21 protein-coding genes are annotated in these 15,372 nt (G+C 46.4%); 16 read left to right on the plus strand and 5 right to left on the minus strand.

The window, feature by feature from the left end; translation table 11 throughout:
- Window positions 1–204 precede the first annotated feature (204 nt).
- On the minus strand, window positions 205–1,053 hold the full coding sequence (locus CUJ83_RS00005) for a hypothetical protein (RefSeq protein ID WP_230739093.1): 849 nt from the start codon (window positions 1,051–1,053) through the stop codon (window positions 205–207).
- Window positions 1,054–1,253: 200 nt separating this feature from the next.
- Between CUJ83_RS00005 and CUJ83_RS00010 the strand changes: the two genes are divergently transcribed.
- The 8 genes from CUJ83_RS00010 (at window position 1,254) to infB (ending at window position 5,924) form a co-directional block, all read left to right on the plus strand.
- Window positions 1,254–1,844 carry a hypothetical protein gene (locus CUJ83_RS00010; RefSeq protein WP_230739096.1) on the plus strand — a complete coding sequence of 197 codons (591 nt, stop codon included), beginning with the start codon at window positions 1,254–1,256 and terminating at the stop codon, window positions 1,842–1,844.
- Between the two features lie 185 nt (window positions 1,845–2,029).
- Window positions 2,030–2,218, plus strand: coding sequence for a DUF2795 domain-containing protein (locus CUJ83_RS00015; protein ID WP_230739098.1), 189 nt, complete (start codon window positions 2,030–2,032; stop codon window positions 2,216–2,218).
- 202 nt (window positions 2,219–2,420) lie between these two features.
- Window positions 2,421–2,618, plus strand: coding sequence for a hypothetical protein (locus CUJ83_RS00020; RefSeq protein ID WP_230739099.1), 198 nt, complete (start codon window positions 2,421–2,423; stop codon window positions 2,616–2,618).
- A 206-nt stretch (window positions 2,619–2,824) separates the two neighbouring features.
- Window positions 2,825–3,193: a 50S ribosomal protein L7Ae gene (rpl7ae, locus tag CUJ83_RS00025; protein WP_230739101.1), complete on the plus strand. Its 369-nt coding sequence runs from the start codon at window positions 2,825–2,827 to the stop codon at window positions 3,191–3,193.
- Window positions 3,194–3,226: 33 nt separating this feature from the next.
- A complete protein-coding gene (locus tag CUJ83_RS00030) occupies window positions 3,227–3,439 on the plus strand; it encodes a 30S ribosomal protein S28e (protein WP_230739103.1) in 213 nt (70 codons plus the stop codon).
- Window positions 3,440–3,444: 5 nt separating this feature from the next.
- Window positions 3,445–3,639, plus strand: a complete 195-nt coding sequence (locus CUJ83_RS00035) for a 50S ribosomal protein L24e (RefSeq protein WP_230739105.1) — start codon at window positions 3,445–3,447, stop codon at window positions 3,637–3,639.
- Between the two features lie 15 nt (window positions 3,640–3,654).
- Window positions 3,655–4,113, plus strand: coding sequence for a nucleoside-diphosphate kinase (gene ndk, locus CUJ83_RS00040; RefSeq protein ID WP_230739106.1), 459 nt, complete (start codon window positions 3,655–3,657; stop codon window positions 4,111–4,113).
- A 26-nt stretch (window positions 4,114–4,139) separates the two neighbouring features.
- Window positions 4,140–5,924 (plus strand): translation initiation factor IF-2, encoded by a 1,785-nt coding sequence (infB, locus tag CUJ83_RS00045; protein WP_230739108.1) that lies wholly within the window; start codon window positions 4,140–4,142, stop codon window positions 5,922–5,924.
- A 188-nt stretch (window positions 5,925–6,112) separates the two neighbouring features.
- On the opposite strand, the gene CUJ83_RS00050 is transcribed toward infB, so the two are convergent.
- Window positions 6,113–6,529: a hypothetical protein gene (locus CUJ83_RS00050; RefSeq protein ID WP_230739110.1), complete on the minus strand. Its 417-nt coding sequence runs from the start codon at window positions 6,527–6,529 to the stop codon at window positions 6,113–6,115.
- 118 nt (window positions 6,530–6,647) lie between these two features.
- On the minus strand, window positions 6,648–7,478 hold the full coding sequence (locus CUJ83_RS00055) for a methanogenesis marker 8 protein (RefSeq protein ID WP_230739112.1): 831 nt from the start codon (window positions 7,476–7,478) through the stop codon (window positions 6,648–6,650).
- Between the two features lie 184 nt (window positions 7,479–7,662).
- Between CUJ83_RS00055 and CUJ83_RS00060 the strand changes: the two genes are divergently transcribed.
- Window positions 7,663–7,854 carry a ferredoxin gene (locus tag CUJ83_RS00060; RefSeq protein ID WP_230739114.1) on the plus strand — a complete coding sequence of 64 codons (192 nt, stop codon included), beginning with the start codon at window positions 7,663–7,665 and terminating at the stop codon, window positions 7,852–7,854.
- Between the two features lie 433 nt (window positions 7,855–8,287).
- Here CUJ83_RS00060 and fhcD read toward each other — a convergent pair whose 3' ends face one another.
- Window positions 8,288–9,202: a formylmethanofuran--tetrahydromethanopterin N-formyltransferase gene (gene fhcD, locus CUJ83_RS00065; protein ID WP_230739116.1), complete on the minus strand. Its 915-nt coding sequence runs from the start codon at window positions 9,200–9,202 to the stop codon at window positions 8,288–8,290.
- 161 nt (window positions 9,203–9,363) lie between these two features.
- Entirely contained in the window at window positions 9,364–9,699 is a 336-nt protein-coding gene (locus tag CUJ83_RS00070) for a hypothetical protein (protein WP_230739124.1), read from the minus strand.
- A gap of 219 nt (window positions 9,700–9,918) precedes the next feature.
- On the opposite strand from CUJ83_RS00070, the gene CUJ83_RS00075 reads away from it, so the two are divergent.
- The 7 genes from CUJ83_RS00075 (at window position 9,919) to CUJ83_RS00105 (ending at window position 15,355) form a co-directional block, all read left to right on the plus strand.
- Complete coding sequence (locus CUJ83_RS00075) at window positions 9,919–10,425, plus strand: hypothetical protein (protein WP_230739126.1); 507 nt, start codon at window positions 9,919–9,921, stop codon at window positions 10,423–10,425.
- Between the two features lie 91 nt (window positions 10,426–10,516).
- On the plus strand, window positions 10,517–10,795 hold the full coding sequence (locus tag CUJ83_RS00080; RefSeq protein ID WP_230739127.1) for a hypothetical protein: 279 nt from the start codon (window positions 10,517–10,519) through the stop codon (window positions 10,793–10,795).
- A 245-nt stretch (window positions 10,796–11,040) separates the two neighbouring features.
- Window positions 11,041–11,574 (plus strand): hypothetical protein, encoded by a 534-nt coding sequence (locus CUJ83_RS00085; protein ID WP_230739129.1) that lies wholly within the window; start codon window positions 11,041–11,043, stop codon window positions 11,572–11,574.
- 221 nt (window positions 11,575–11,795) lie between these two features.
- Window positions 11,796–12,719, plus strand: coding sequence for an ABC transporter ATP-binding protein (locus CUJ83_RS00090; protein WP_230739131.1), 924 nt, complete (start codon window positions 11,796–11,798; stop codon window positions 12,717–12,719).
- Entirely contained in the window at window positions 12,716–13,507 is a 792-nt protein-coding gene (locus CUJ83_RS00095; RefSeq protein ID WP_230739133.1) for an ABC transporter permease subunit, read from the plus strand. The genes CUJ83_RS00090 and CUJ83_RS00095 overlap by 4 nt, the downstream gene beginning before the upstream one ends.
- Before the next feature lie 140 nt (window positions 13,508–13,647).
- Entirely contained in the window at window positions 13,648–14,577 is a 930-nt protein-coding gene (locus tag CUJ83_RS00100) for an ABC transporter ATP-binding protein (RefSeq protein WP_230740163.1), read from the plus strand.
- A complete protein-coding gene (locus CUJ83_RS00105; protein WP_230739135.1) occupies window positions 14,567–15,355 on the plus strand; it encodes an ABC transporter permease subunit in 789 nt (262 codons plus the stop codon). The genes CUJ83_RS00100 and CUJ83_RS00105 overlap by 11 nt, the downstream gene beginning before the upstream one ends.
- Window positions 15,356–15,372: the final 17 nt, after the last annotated feature.

The following is a 15,372-nucleotide window of genomic DNA, read 5'->3' on the forward strand; positions in this document are numbered from 1 at the left end:
AACGTTTTAGTTTTCACACACAAAAAACAACCGATAAACTGATAACTCCTCCCATACTAACCAACCAAAAACACCACAAAAACAAACAACAACACCACAACCAACTAAACACCATCACAACTACTGGTTGCCTTTGTGATGCGCTTGAGTTAATAAAGGCCGATAAAAGAACTTAAGGAACACAGTGCTCGTTCTGTGATCCGGTCATATGGATATTGGCGTTACAGGATAATTTTTATAAAGCTCCGATCTTCTCGCCTCATAAACAAGGTCCGGCATACCCATGAACTCCGCAGCCGTCATCACATCAGTGCCGCTTGCCCTTGCATATGCGATCAATGTCCTCATCCGCTCCCGCCACCTGATATCCCGCAGCAGATGATGGTCGAGTACGATCTTTTGCACTCTTGTGCTCTCGATCATGCGGATAAGATTACCTATGGAAAGATCGAGATTCTTTTGAGGATAACGAAAGCCCAGCATGTAAGTCATCGGCCCGTCACAGTACAATACGTCCGGGTCCGACTCTATGATGAAGTCGGCCTGTTCGGGAAGGCTCGGGCCCTCCACGTCAGACGTATAAACAAATCTTTCCCCGTCGTCTATGCAGACTTCCGTCACATACCCGAGCTTAGAGTTAATGCCGTGCGGCACGGCTTTTGAGAAATCGGCCCGGGTACCTCCGAAAGTAAAGCTGTCCCCGTCGGAATAGAATATTTCGGATGGGATATCCTTGATACTGTCGAAAAAATACGCCGCTCTTTTGGTCTGGCTTTTATTGATATTTTCGGACGGATGTTTGGTCAGAAGTATCTTATTTTTGAACAGGTCGGCATATTCCGGGTTATGGTGGTCGTAATGATAGTGGGTGATAATGATCACGTCTGCTGAAAAAGCATATTTTCTTATCTTATCCCACATCTCGCTCATCGCCCGGATCTCGATAGGGTGGGGCGGCTTATTATAGCGCCGGGGGCCTAAAGCGACGGAAGGGTCTATGATCATTGACACATCATGTGTCCTGACATAGGTGCACATGCTGCGGGCGCCCATGCTATCCGCAGCGATGAACGTTATCTCCAGTCACATCCCCGAATTTATTTACGCATACGATATATTTTTAGCATTGTCAGCACGATCAGCGCTTTTTATCGATGCGCTATGGATTATGCAGATATTCTCAATATTTTTGGCCCCGACAGGGGAGAAGAATGTTTATTAACATTCACTATTCACTGAATAACGGTGATACGATGAGAAAAAATGTATCTTTCATACTCATGATATTGCTAATGTCAGCTATGCTGGCAGGGTGTACAGGCCCTGGCACGGACAATGGCGCCACAGTGACGCCGGATGCCGCAACTCCGACGCCGGCACCGACACAGAATCCCGTGCCCACACCGACGCCCGCCCCCACGCTTACTCCGTATGATACGGATAAGCCTCAAAAACAATACCTTTCAAATGGCGTACTTTTATCGCACCCGAAGACATGGAGAGGCGAGGACTGGATGATGCCCGTCGCGATGCCGGGCGAAAACCCCGCCCACCACGGAGTAGTCCAGGAACTCGTATTTGAGAATCCGACAGACTCGAATAAAACTGTGTCAAGCTGGAACCTGAAAAGCATGTTTAACTATAAGTTAGACTATAAGACATACTTCTTGATATCCTATGATATCTTCTACGATGAGAAGAAAGGATTCTACAGTGACCTGAGACTTGCCCCCGGAGAGCAGAAAAGGGTCTTTATGTACTCCTATATCGTAGGCGACAGGGAATATGATAAGTATAGCGGCTTTATAAACGAGCAGGTGAACATCAGCCCTAACCCGGCTTGAGCGTACCTGAGCAGGGCTTAAACCTGTACATTTTTCAATTTTTTTAGAATAGTAATAGGGTTTTTTAAAAATGACGACATCGTGATGTTTTCTAGATATTTTCGGGTTATATCCCCATATCATGGTCATTAACGTAAAAAGCTAAATGCTCTCAACACCCCCAAATATGATATTACGGTGTAAACATGGTCTCGACTGCAAAAATATCCCGGTATCTTAAAGGCATCACTTTTCCCGCGAATAAAGAGGAATGCATCGATCGCGCGAAAAGGCAGGACGCTCCAGGAGACGTAATGAATGCCCTTAACCATATGTCGGATGGTATCTATACCAATATGGGGAACATCTGGTACGCAGTGAAGAAACAACAATAACAGGTCAGCGTTATTCAAAATTCGAGGGTCATGTTAAGTAGCCTATTGTAAATTATTGATTTTAGTTTAAATATATTGAATGATACCAAAATTATCTTACGTGTTGCTATAAGAGCACTGGAAAGTCTTAAAATAAGGGCTTGAATAGCAATCATTTTATATTATTAAGCGCTACTCTAATTAATCACACGTGTTGATGCCTATGGAGAAGAGTTACTTAGTAAGGCTGCTCGGAATATTCCTGGGTTTTTTCGGCGTAATAGCGCTCCTTTTCTGGTTCCTGACCGGTGAAAAATTTTGGGGTGCCACTGGCTTCATGGGATGTATAATCGGTGCTACCATGATATATTATTCCTGGCAGGTATCTCAAAGAGTAAGCAAGGAAGAGGAACAAAGTTAAGCATATCCAGAGCCGGCCATAAGATAAAAAACCATTTTTAAGTTATAATCATCGGTTTTGTGAAGCAAAAACTTTAAAATGTATCCCGATATTATAGGGACACGCTTGTAGGCCCTATCGACGGATATCCTATAAGTGTCAATTTGATCTTTAGGTAAAAACCTGATGATTGATGAAGGGCGAAAGCCCGGAAGGAGGAAATTATTATGGCAAAACCATCATTCGTAAAATTCGAAGTTCCGCAGGAATTACAGGACAAAGCACTTGAATCGCTCGAGCTCGCAAGGGACACAGGAAAGATAAGGAAGGGCACAAACGAAGTGACGAAAGCCATTGAGAGAGGCATCGCACAGCTCGTGCTCGTAGGCGAGGACGTCAGCCCCGAAGAGATAGTAGCACACATCCCGGCGCTGTCCGATGAAAAGAAAGTGCCGTACATATTCATTAAGAAACAGGAAGAGCTTGGCGCCGCATGCGGTCTTGAAGTTGGATGCGCGACCGCAGCAGTAGTGGACGCAGGCAAGGCAAAGGCGCTTGTTGAAGAGATCGCGCAGAAGTTCGCTGCATTAAAGTAAAGAATTCTGAACAAAAACCAAAAGGTGGTATAAATGGCAGAAGAGACAGGCGTTCCGGCAGAAGTCATCGAGATAATCGGCGGCACTGGCATGCATGGTGAGGCCACGCAGGTCAAGTGCAAGATCCTCGAAGGCTCTAACAAGGGAAGGATCATAACCCGCAACACAGTGGGTCCAATCAGGCTCGGCGACATCGTCATATTGATGGAGACCGCAAGAGAGGCAAAGAAGCTTTCATCCAGGTGATCTAAATGGTAGACATTAGAAAGTGCTCATTCTGCGGTTCGGAACTCGAGCCGGGAACGGGCAAGATGCTCGTAAAGAAGGACGGTGCAGTCCAGTATTTCTGTTCTTCCAAATGTCAGAACAACATGAAACTGGGCCGTATCCCGAGACTCACAGAGTGGGTCCCGAAGCCCCCAAAGCAGGAAAAGAAGAAGAAATAAGGCCCGGTGGATCATATGGCTGAACTTGAGAGAACATTCGTAATGGTAAAGCCGGATGGCGTACAGCGTGGCCTCGTGGGAGAGATAATCTCCCGCTTCGAGCGCCGCGGTTTAAAGATAGCAGCCATGAAGATGCTCGTCGTCAGCGACGAGCTTGCGAAGCAGCACTATGCGGAGCACGCTTCAAAGCCGTTCTTCCCGGGACTCGTAGGCTTTATAAAGTCCGGTCCGGTAGTAGCGATGGTCGTCGAAGGTAAAAATGTCGTGCCCCTTGTAAGAAGCATGCTTGGCGCGACGAATCCGGCGAACTCTAACCCGGGAACGATCAGGGGAGACTTTGCCCTTGATACGGGAAGGAACGTCATACACGCATCAGATTCGCCAGAATCGGCAAAAAGAGAGATTTCCCTGTACTTTAATACATCAGAAATAGCCACGTACTCGAGAATAGACGAGCAGTGGTTATACGAGTAAGTTAAAGTCATAAAGGGGTATATGTTATGGCAGCAGTCGCCGAGCAAGCGAAGAATCTTAGGACACCTATTGTGTGTGTCATGGGACACGTAGACCATGGAAAGACCTCATTACTTGATAAGATAAGAGGGACGGCCGTGGTAGATAAGGAGGCTGGAGCCATAACCCAGCATATCGGGGCTACCGAGGTGCCGCTCTCCACCATACAGACGCTCTGTAAGGGGATCATGGGCGGTAACGTCGTAGTACCCGGACTTTTATTCATAGATACTCCCGGCCATCACGCGTTCACGACGCTGAGAAGCAGGGGAGGGGCGCTCGCTGACCTTGCGGTAGTGGTAGTCGACATCAACGAGGGATTCCAGCCGCAGACCATCGAGGCTATCAATATTTTAAAGCAGTTCAAGACCCCGTTCCTGGTCGCAGCTAATAAGATCGACCGTATACAGGGATGGACCCCTACAAAAAATATGCCTTTTATCAAATCATTTGCGAACCAGCCGGAATTCGTGAAGAACGTTATCGAAACAAGGACGTATGAGCTGGTAGGAAAGCTATCGGACCTCGGCTTTAGCTCGGACAGGTATGACAGGATAAGGGACTTCACACGGAACGTAGGCATAATCCCGTTAAGCGCAAAGACCGGAGAAGGCGTACCCGACTTATTAATGATGCTTATAGGCCTTGCGCAAAAGTTCCTTGAGGATGGGCTTAAGCTCCATGTTACAGGACCGGGACTTGGAACTGTCCTGGAACTAAAGGAAGAGCGCGGGCTTGGTTACACGATAGATACAATATTCTATGACGGCGAGGTCCGGACCGGTGACACGATCGTCATAGGCGGTAAGAACAAACCGATAGTCACCAAGGTAAGGGCGCTTTTAAAGCCCAAGCCGAACCGCGAGATAAGGATCGAAGAAAAGTTTGACCGGGTGAATAAGCTCACGGCCGCCGCCGGTGTAAAGATACTGGCACCGAACCTTGAAGAGGCTATGGCAGGCTCTCCGGTGCGCGTCACTAAAGAGGCGAACCTGGAATCCGCGATAAATGAAATAGAAGCGGAGATGGAACGCGCAAGGATCGAGTGTGACGAGCTGGGTATCATGGTGAAGGCAGACACTCTTGGCAGCCTTGAAGCGATCGTCAACGAGCTAAGGGCCGCGGACATTAAGATCGGCATGGCAGAGGTCGGGGACATTTCCAAGAAGGACATCATCAATGCGGAAACGATCAATGACCCGCTATATCGTGTCGTTCTCGGTTTTAACGTGAACATGCTGCCGGACGCAAAAGACTATCTGTCCAACACGGACATCAAGGTATTCAATAAGGACGTTATCTATCATCTTATAGACAGCTATAAAGAATGGGAGAGAGTCCAGAGAGAGCTGGCCGAAAAGAAGAAATTCGAAGAGATCATAAGGCCCGGGAAGATTAAGTACCTCCCCAACTGCACGTTCAGGCAGAGCAAGCCTGCCGTTATCGGAGTCCAGGTCATGGGTGGATTCATTAAGCCGGGCAACACGCTCATCAAGCCCGACGGCTCAAAGATCGGCGTCGTCAAGCAGATACAGGAGCGTAACGAGAATATCAGTATCGCCACCCAGGGCAAAGAAGTCGCTGTATCCATAGATGGGCCGACAGCAGGAAGACAGATAAACGAGGGAGAAGTCTACTACGTCGATATTCCCGAAGGCCACAGTAAAGTGCTAGAGTTCCAGCTTAAGGATACGATAAAGCAGGATGAGCTTGAGACGCTGTTTGAATTCCTGGCGATAAAAAGAAGAGACAATCCATTCTGGGGCAAGTAAGGATCAAAATTTTTTAGGCTAAAAAAAATTCGTGCATGAAACCAATAGCAGGGGAAAGCACAAATTTATTTTCATTTTTGTCACCATACCGATCAAAGGCTATAGCCGATTTCATTTTCTTAAATATAGAGCTTCATTTGTGCATTCCCGTTCCATTAGTACTACTTAGTTATACTCACATTTCCGGATCAGTACCACCACGGCCTCCATGCATAGCTGAAAGGATAAGCCAGGTCATAGTTGATCAGCGTAGCATATTCAGGATTCCCGTAGAATGTTCCTGCCTCAGGGACCCCGTTCGGGAATAATGCGGGGCATTCCCAGCACATGCCTGATGGCACACCGTAGTTATGGTCAATATAATATGGCCTTCCCGCCCCGTAAGCGAATGAATAAGGCAGGTCATATCCCCATACCTGTCCGCAACTGTAATCTCCTTTAATGTCGGGCTGCCTGCAATATCCTGCCCCGTCACCATATCCTGAATAAGTCACCGCACCGCATGGAACGTACTGCGGATAGGCGTAAGAATCACTTGCATCACATACCATACTGCATGAAAAAATAAGCATAGCTATTGCTGCGATTAGATATTTACACCTCATATTACCCTCCTCAGTAATTTTTTTCGGCGCCGGACAGATATGAGTTAGTTAGAGAAAAATTGCATATTTTGATAATAAGAAGTAAAAAATTTAAAAAAAGGGGGCTTATGCCGGACATTTATACAAGTCTATCCGGCTGCTTAGCGTCCGGGTTAGGTTTTATGGGCTTTCCCATGAACTTTATCCTTTCTTCTATGAGGTGACGGCCCCTTTCGGTGATACCGAACATCGGTATAGAGTCGCCAACCTTGAAAACGCCCTTCTCGACGCCTTTTTCGCGGATATATTTAGAAGCGCATCCTGTTGCGACATCCGCATACTTGTATATTTCTTCGGCGTCTTTCTCCGACAGCCCGGTCGTATGCACGACGAAAGTGTAGATGTTCACGCCGTACTTTTTCTCCATACTGCGCATCTTACGGGCGTCAGAACCCGAGACGATGGACACTGCAATATCGTTATATCCCATCGCTATCGCTTTTTTAACACCTTCGACCTGATCTACGGCCGCGTTCTCAGGGTCCAGCACATTCTCCTCGCCTATGCGGCTGATGAGCCCCGGTATAGGAGTCGTGCTTACCAGCCCTGACACCCTTCCGCCGATTCCCTGAACCATTTCAGGATCGGTCACGATCACTGTACCGCAGCCTTCACAAACAAGCACTGCGGCTTCGACAAGTTTTAATGTCATCGCCGTACAGATGATCTCTGAAACGCCGAACGACAGGAAATCTTTCATCTTTAATGCGCGGTCGGCTTTACACATGCCGAAATCGTCTATCCTGAACTGTATGTTCTTACCGATGGCCTCTTTTGTGAGTTCCTTTATTCCACGGTGTTTATCGAACAGAGGGCAATAGCCGATCACCGGTTCCCCTACCTCCACGACTTTTCCATCCCTGACAACGACGCGGGCCTTACCTAATGCCTCTATTACATGTTCATCCATGAATATCCCTCTATAATACGATAATTGATATATCCCTCTAATTTGTGCCCATATATGATATACTTAATAGTGAAGCTTTAAAGAAAAAGTCAGGATTTTTGGGCCGGAGATTTTAATATAATATCACAAAATTAATTAATAGAGTATAAATACAGGGAAGTACAGCTTTTTTAAGGGAAATAATATGGTAACTCCGGTAGTAGACAAGGAACTTTGCATATCATGCGGTAACTGTGTAGATCTGTGTCCTGAAGTGTTTGCCTACGACGATGAGGGTAAGGCTGAAGTCATCGATAAAGAAGGATGCGGCACAAAATGTGATTGCGAAGAGGCGGCGGCATCTTGCCCCACTGATGCTATAACATTAGAAGAATAGATTTGATGTTAAGCTAGAAACTTTTTATTTTTGAGCTTATCACCCGTCATGCACAAAGGGCTCCAAGACCACTATTTTTACCACAAAGCGCACAAAGGCGAACAAGGAACACCAAACTGCTAACCACAAAGCGCACAAAGGCGAACAAGGAACACCAAACTGCTAACCACAAAGCGCACAAAGGCAAACAAGGAACACAAAGAACTTTTTTAGAAGATAATCATATTAATAAAAAAAATTTTGTGTACCTTAATCGCCTTCGTGCGCTTAGTGGTTAACAAATTAGTGGACCTTAATCGCCTTCGTGCGCTTAGTGGTTAACAAATTAGTGGACCTTCGAGCCATTAGTGGTGAAATACCATAGATAGTGCCCTGTAAAGGCTAAAAATAAAAACAAGTATAGCGGACAAGTTGTCCGCAATTTATTCTAGATTTACTGTAACAGTTTCTGGAGCTCGAACTTGAAGGGACCGAGCTTGCCGCCGTAGTTGCCCGCGGATATCTTCACGATGCCCGGGATGGTGCATGCGGCCTTTATGCCTGCGGTCATTGCCTTCGCGATGGTCTCCTCGTCGACACCGTCGATGACGATCTCGTATGCGGCGTTGACGTTCGCCGGCATCTCAGTGTCAGCTACCTTGCCCTTAAGGGTCGGGGCCATCTTGTGGTTGGTCGAGGCCTTCATGAACTTGCTGTACTTGAGCGAGCCGACCTTGGAGCCGGACGCGACTATGCCGCCCGGGAACGGGCAGATGCAGCCCTCTACGAGGCTGATGGCGTCTACTGCTGCCTGGGCTGCCATTAATGCGGAGCCCTGGGTCTCGCCCATTATGAAGAAGTTGCCGCCTGCGACACCCTTCTTGTAGCCGTACTCTTCCTCACAGATGAAATCGCCTTCCATGATGGGTATAGCCCATACGGTCCTGTCGCCCATGGTCTTCTTTGACTCGAAGCCGTCGCCGAAGAAGTGGAGCTTGACGTCGAGCCTCTTCTCCTGGGTCTTGTCCTCAAGCTTCTCGTAGGGGAGCCAGTTGAAGACCGCTGTCGTCGGAGCTGTCAGGATACACTCGCCTATCCTCTCGATGAGCTGGTGCTTGAGCTCGTCCTTCTTGGGGTGGCAGATCATTATTACATAGCCGGGCCTGCCGTCAGGGGTCTTGTCACCCGGGACGAAGCAGTCGATGCCTGCTTCCGCAGGACAGCCGATGACGGAGGTACCGAAACCGGTGGCCTCAGTGGCCGCTATTTTTGCATAATACTCTGTCGCTGCAGTGATCAGGACTCTGGAAACCGTGATCGGGAACGCCTCTGCATAGGTGTCTTCGATCTCAACATTGTTTATTTTCATTGCATAACCTCCCATTAGTAAAAACTTATAAAGTAATAGCTTTGACCTTATATTTAGATTTCCCACCTATAAAAAGATAAGTATCAGGCAGGGGTTTTATACTTATAGTCTTTAAAAATGTTAAGATCGAGACTTCAATTGCTCAATATATCTTTTTTAATTCACACGAGCGTATCCGTGTAGAAATAGCATCTCTGGAAAATAGCGCTTTCATCGCTGGATTGAATCAAGTTGAACGCAGGAAGCTTATTATGGCATATATGGTATAACGGCTTCGTCGGGTAGAGAATGAGATCATCGTTATTTGTCAATATTGTAGATGATTGGTTTATTTTCAAAAGTGCTCCGTCCCAGCAAGTATACGGGACTATGAACCCCGCCCCGTCACATATGGCTACGAAGGGTGCGCCCAGTTGCACGGCAGCGTTTGCGGCAGGCAGGCTCGCCAATAACGCGATGATCAATACTAAGATAACACCTACCGCTGTTTTTTTCATACCCTCCCTCCGGTATTACATACTTACGATGAACATGCATAAATAAAAGTTTAATTTGAGGTATCTGCATTTATTCTATTACTATTACTGCATAAATTCGATTATTTAATAATTTTAACAATATATTTGGTATTTCGATTAGATATTTCTAATAAAGCTTTATATCCGCTATAATTAACGTATAGACATTATGGGATTAAAGACAGATATCAAAGCATTATGGAGTATTCTGGGTACTGGGACAAAGTTTTCAGGGTCATGATAACGATATTACTTTTGATGTCCGTATTGACCCTCACATTCGTCAGTATCGACGGGATCGCGACATTCATGGAATGGCCGAAATATCCCCAAATGGGAAGCGTTGCGCCTGAAGCTGCCAGCTTCGGCGAGAGCCTTAGCCAGAATTATGTGGCCCCTTCTGAGAGACTGATCAATGACTGGAACCGTACGGGAGGCTTCGGCAACGTGGGAATAGGTAACGGAAGCGTCGAGGCTGTCAGAACCCCTTCGGGACAGGCTCCAAAGTCGAATTTTACGACTGATATGTGCATGGCATCCTATATTAATAGTTTTAACAGGCCATTGAATATCCGGTACCGCCGTCCCTGCGAAGGGCTATGCGAAGAGTGTGTGGACTCGTTCGACGGCACGCTGTTCATGAAAATGCTCGGCCCTGAGCTGATAAACAGGAACTTAAGCATCGTAACAAGAGTGAAAAAATAAAAAAGCCTTTGATCAAAAGGTATCCGTGAAGTAGTAACACTTATTCCCGATCAATGAGGACTGGCGATCCTGTATAAAATTTCCCATAGCTATGGGAGATCCGCAAGCTTCTGCCCCGGTATCCTGCGAGAATGACAGATTTAAGTTCTCAACGTCTGATGTCATAATGTTCACACTGTTAAACGTTTGCGCGGTGGCATCCCAGTATGCGATAGGCGTGAAATATGTAGTGAACACCGGCCCCGACGAAACGAACGGCATCGACATCCAGAAGTTCGCTGATGCAGGACAGGCGAATGATATTGAAGCGATAAATACTATCATCCCATACACTAGCACTCTTTTCATATCCTTCCTCCTGTATTACTGAACAATACTCAGCCCTTATAATTATAAAAACATCATTAAAGGACACGGCATTTAATCCATTATGAAACGTTCTTAATTGCGCTTGCCGGATTTAATCACGCATAAATTCCATGTTTCAGACATATAGGCTGGCGTTAGTGCTTTTTCCGCTGTTTGTTATGTGCCGGGATTATTCGTAAGGAGGATGAACATTGACCCGGGGTAAAGATGCGCGGACAAATGAATGGATTTGGGAAGGTTCTTTTAATGATCATGGCAAACATTTTCATGGCCATGCTCATATTGATGCCGTACATGACCTTTGTAACGGCAGACGCTAGCATTAATTACCGGTCTTTGCCGGGGTGGATGAACGGGGTGCCTGATATAAGTAACGTCAGCAAGTCGCCGGAAGACAGGGACAGGACCGTTCAGGAATGGATGGACTGGAGGCAAAAGATCAGTGATTCAGGCCCGGGTTCTCAAAGAGTAAAATCGGATTCAGAGAATTTCATTAACAAATGGAACAGGACAAGAGGGTATGGCAATGCTGGCATAGAAAATGGCAGCCTGGAGTGTGTTTGCTGTAGCCCGGACGATCCGTCCTCGAATTTCGGAGATGACCGCCTCGCATTTGAATTAATAGGCGGAGATGGGGGCAGGCAGATGTCGTATGGTAAGCCTTGTGAAGGATTATGTGGAGAAAAACCGCGCACGTGTGAGAGCACGGGTTTCCTGAAGATGACAGGATTCAATATGAGCGGCGAAGAAATGACCATGGCCATACGAAGTAAAAAATGATAATACCCTGATTTTTTATTTTATATTATTCAATAGACCATTAGAAGGCGATAACTTTTTATACTATACATATGTACCTAATTACCATAGGTACATAGGAAGGTTAGGTAGAGCATAAAGGCTATAATATAATTTATAAAAATTATGTAATTCCATATAGCAGGCCTTTTGAGCACTGAAATCGACCTTGAGTGATATTCACACTGATCGGAGGGAAAATATTGATAGAGATTAAGGACCTTTGCCGGTCCTTCGGAAAGAACAATGTGGTGGACAACCTGAACCTCACCATTAAGACGGGTGAGGTCTTTGGCTTCCTGGGGCCGAACGGCGCGGGAAAAACCACTACAGTAAGGATGCTGTCATGCCTGATAAAACCGACATCAGGGACGGCATACCATGACGGGCTTGACATTTGTAAGGAAAACGACGCCATGCAGATCCGTAAGCAGATAGGCATACTCACAGAGACGCCGGGGCTTTATGATTCCATGAGCGCGTATAAGAACCTTGACTTTTATGGAAAGCTTTACGAGGTAGATGAAAACTTACGCAAAGAGCGTATTGAGCATTATCTTAAAATGCTCGGGCTCTGGGAGAAGAAGGATAAATCCGTAGGCGGTTTCTCCAAGGGTATGAAGCAGAAAATGGCGATAGCCAGATGCCTGATACATGACCCCAAAGTGCTTTTCCTGGACGAGCCGACGTCCGGTCTCGACCCGGAAGCTTCGCGTATCGTGAGAGACTTCATATTAGAGCTAAAGAAAGAAGGCCACACCATTTTCATATGCACGCATAACCTGGACGAGGCGGACAGGCTTTGCGACAGGATAGGAATATTCAGGGGTACGCTCCTCGGTGTCGACGAGCCTTCAAGGCTGAAGAGTTCGCTATATGGCAGGACTGTCAAGGTACAGCTCAAGAACGTCACGCCTTCGATAATAGACGCGGTAAGATCGCTCAATTTTATCAATAATGTAGAGACTAACGGCAGCAGCCTGACGCTTGGTATGAGTTCGCCCGAAACCGAGAACCCGGAGCTCATAAGAACCCTTGTAAAGGCCGGGGCCGACATTCAGTTTGTATCCGAGGACAGAAAAACGCTCGAAGAGGTATACTTCAAGGTACTGGGGGTATCGAGATGAATAAGATCAAGATAATAATGGAAAAAGAGTTTGATGAGTTCTTAAAAAATAAGCTCCTGCTAGGAAGTACCATCCTGATACCGCTGCTGTTCGTCGTCATCGCGTCGGGATTATTACTTGGTGTGACATATTTCCCGGACTTGAACAATCAGGATGATCTTCAAATGTACCTGAAGCTATTGCCTAATGCTTCGGAGATGTCGGCACAGGAAGTCATGTTAATGATATTTTCGAAAGGATTGTTGACCTTTTTCATGATGATCCCGGCAATAATACCCATGATGATATCGTCATACAGCATCATAGGTGAAAAGAAGAACCGAACACTGGAGCCTTTACTTGCTGCGCCAATATCAGTTTACGATATACTGATAGGTAAAACGCTGGCTTCCATCATACCGGCGCTCATTATGACGTATGTTGCTGCGACATTGTTCATCATCGTTGTGACAGTGGGCACATATTCTATAGTGAACAAGTTCCTGTTCCTCGACCCGATGTGGTTCATCGGACTCTTTGTGCTGGCCCCGCTGCTCGCCTTTATGGGCGTGCTCCTCACGATAATAATATCGTCCAGGGTGAACGACCCGAGATCTGCGCAGCAGATAAGCGTCGTGATAATACTGCCCATCATGGGGCTTTTCATAAGCCAGATGACCGGGCTCTTCTTGCTTGACATCAAGATAATCGCGATAGTGACCGCAGTCGCGCTGCTGGCAGACATCGGCATACTGGTGCTGGGTAAAGAGCTTTTCGACCGCGAAGAGATCCTTACACGCTGGACGTGATCCGTCCGGCACTTTTTTTAATTTTTTATTTCAACAATAGTTCTTAAGTTTTTTATATAATATAAAATTAAAAAAATCAATACATTTTTATATAATAATTTATATAACTAATGCTTGTAGCTTTAAAACGGTTGGTACTAATGATAGAAGCCTCGGGATTGACCAGGAACTTCGGTAATTTTACAGCTGTGGACCATATCGACCTTAACGTTAAGAAAGGCGAAGTATTTGGTTTTTTGGGGCCTAACGGAGCCGGCAAGACCACCACGGTCAGATTATTATCCTGTCTTATAAGGCCGAGCTCAGGGGATGCGCAGATATGCGGCCATGACATCATGGACCCGAACGAAGCTAAGGAGATCAGGAATAAAGTGGGCATCCTGACTGAGAACTCAGGGTTCTATGACTGCCTCAGCGTCAGAAAGAACCTCTTGTTTTACGCGGACCTTTACAGGGTAGACCGCCGAATGGCTGAAAAGAACATTGAGTATTATCTCAAACTATTTGGACTGTGGGAACTGCGAAACTCGAACATAGGAGGCTTTTCAAAAGGCATGAGGCAAAAGCTTGCCCTGACCAGATGCCTTGTCCATGAGCCGAGCGTACTTTTTTTGGACGAGCCGACATCCGGACTGGACCCCGAATCTGCAAGGATAGTGAGAGAATCGATATTAACCCTGAAAAATGAGGGAAAAACGGTATTTTTATGCACACACAACCTGGACGAGGCGGAAAGACTGTGCGACCGCATAGGGATAATGAACAGGCGGCTGTTAGATGTGAACAGCCCCGAAAAACTAAAGAACATGGCTTACGGCAGAAAGGTCGTCGTCAGGCTGGAGCGGATGCTGGATCCGGTATATGACGCGATATCCGGCATGAACACGGTAAAGGGCTTCGAAGCGCATGAGAATAACCTCGTCATAGAAGTCGAGGACCCCGAGATAGACAACGCCGACATCATTAACAGGATAGTGCTTGCTGGAGGCAGGATCCAGTTTGTCAGCGAACTCAGGCACTCGCTGGAGGACGTATACATCAAGCTCGTAGGTGATAGCTGTGAGCATTGACACTTTTGTCATAATGCGGAAAGAGTTCGAGGAGGTAATAAAGAACAAATATATACTCTCGACGATGGCCAGTTTTCCGCTCGTGTTCTCGATAGCGATACCGATGATATATCTATTGACCATCCCCTCTAACATATCTGAAGCAGACGTGGCCATGTTCGAAGGACTGATCCCGAACTTTGATTCGATGACACCGCAGCAGTCGCTTATATACTATATTGTCCAGAGCAACCTTCCGTTTTACCTGATGATGCCCAGCGTTATCCCTACCCTGATATCATCATATAGTATCGTAGGGGAAAAGAAAGGAGGAACTCTCGAACCGCTGCTCGCTACGCCGGTATCCTCCAGGGACATCCTCCTGGGTAAAAGCCTGGCAGCTGTGATACCGTCCGTATTGATAACATGGTTCTCGTTCCTGATATATATGACACTGGTCGACGCGATGACGTTTAAGATATTCAATTACCCGATATTGCCAAACACATTATGGTTCGTGTCCATCTTCATAACAGCGCCCCTGCTGACATTGATGTCGGTGTACCTTTCCATACTTGTATCATCAAAAGTGAATGATATACGGGCGGCGCAGCAGATAAGCGCGGTCTTCGTCGTACCCATCATGGGAGTGTTCGTCCTGCAGCTATTCGGCTACGTATCAATTGACATTAGCACCATGATCTTTTTCAGCCTTATCATTTTTATCATGGACATCATACTTGTAAGAGCCGGGACAAAAATATTCCGAAGAGAAGAGATACTGACAAAATGGGCATGAAATAAATAACTGGGCAC

This window comes from Methanooceanicella nereidis, assembly GCF_021023085.1.
In the GTDB taxonomy this organism is placed as follows: Archaea; Halobacteriota; Methanocellia; order Methanocellales; family Methanocellaceae; genus Methanooceanicella; species Methanooceanicella nereidis.

Bases quoted from the DNA above. Each gene is read 5' to 3' on its own strand.
- CUJ83_RS00005 (WP_230739093.1), bottom strand. From the start codon at position 1,053: ATGGGCGCCCGCAGCATGTGCACCTATGTCAGGACACATGATGTGTCA.
- CUJ83_RS00010 (WP_230739096.1), top strand. From the start codon at position 1,254: ATGAGAAAAAATGTATCTTTCATACTCATGATATTGCTAATGTCAGCT.
- CUJ83_RS00015 (WP_230739098.1), top strand. From the start codon at position 2,030: ATGGTCTCGACTGCAAAAATATCCCGGTATCTTAAAGGCATCACTTTT.
- CUJ83_RS00020 (WP_230739099.1), top strand. From the start codon at position 2,421: ATGGAGAAGAGTTACTTAGTAAGGCTGCTCGGAATATTCCTGGGTTTT.
- rpl7ae (WP_230739101.1), top strand. From the start codon at position 2,825: ATGGCAAAACCATCATTCGTAAAATTCGAAGTTCCGCAGGAATTACAG.
- CUJ83_RS00030 (WP_230739103.1), top strand. From the start codon at position 3,227: ATGGCAGAAGAGACAGGCGTTCCGGCAGAAGTCATCGAGATAATCGGC.
- CUJ83_RS00035 (WP_230739105.1), top strand. From the start codon at position 3,445: ATGGTAGACATTAGAAAGTGCTCATTCTGCGGTTCGGAACTCGAGCCG.
- ndk (WP_230739106.1), top strand. From the start codon at position 3,655: ATGGCTGAACTTGAGAGAACATTCGTAATGGTAAAGCCGGATGGCGTA.
- infB (WP_230739108.1), top strand. From the start codon at position 4,140: ATGGCAGCAGTCGCCGAGCAAGCGAAGAATCTTAGGACACCTATTGTG.
- CUJ83_RS00050 (WP_230739110.1), bottom strand. From the start codon at position 6,529: ATGAGGTGTAAATATCTAATCGCAGCAATAGCTATGCTTATTTTTTCA.
- CUJ83_RS00055 (WP_230739112.1), bottom strand. From the start codon at position 7,478: ATGGATGAACATGTAATAGAGGCATTAGGTAAGGCCCGCGTCGTTGTC.
- CUJ83_RS00060 (WP_230739114.1), top strand. From the start codon at position 7,663: ATGGTAACTCCGGTAGTAGACAAGGAACTTTGCATATCATGCGGTAAC.
- fhcD (WP_230739116.1), bottom strand. From the start codon at position 9,202: ATGAAAATAAACAATGTTGAGATCGAAGACACCTATGCAGAGGCGTTC.
- CUJ83_RS00070 (WP_230739124.1), bottom strand. From the start codon at position 9,699: ATGAAAAAAACAGCGGTAGGTGTTATCTTAGTATTGATCATCGCGTTA.
- CUJ83_RS00075 (WP_230739126.1), top strand. From the start codon at position 9,919: ATGGAGTATTCTGGGTACTGGGACAAAGTTTTCAGGGTCATGATAACG.
- CUJ83_RS00080 (WP_230739127.1), top strand. From the start codon at position 10,517: ATGGGAGATCCGCAAGCTTCTGCCCCGGTATCCTGCGAGAATGACAGA.
- CUJ83_RS00085 (WP_230739129.1), top strand. From the start codon at position 11,041: ATGATCATGGCAAACATTTTCATGGCCATGCTCATATTGATGCCGTAC.
- CUJ83_RS00095 (WP_230739133.1), top strand. From the start codon at position 12,716: ATGAATAAGATCAAGATAATAATGGAAAAAGAGTTTGATGAGTTCTTA.
- CUJ83_RS00100 (WP_230740163.1), top strand. From the start codon at position 13,648: ATGATAGAAGCCTCGGGATTGACCAGGAACTTCGGTAATTTTACAGCT.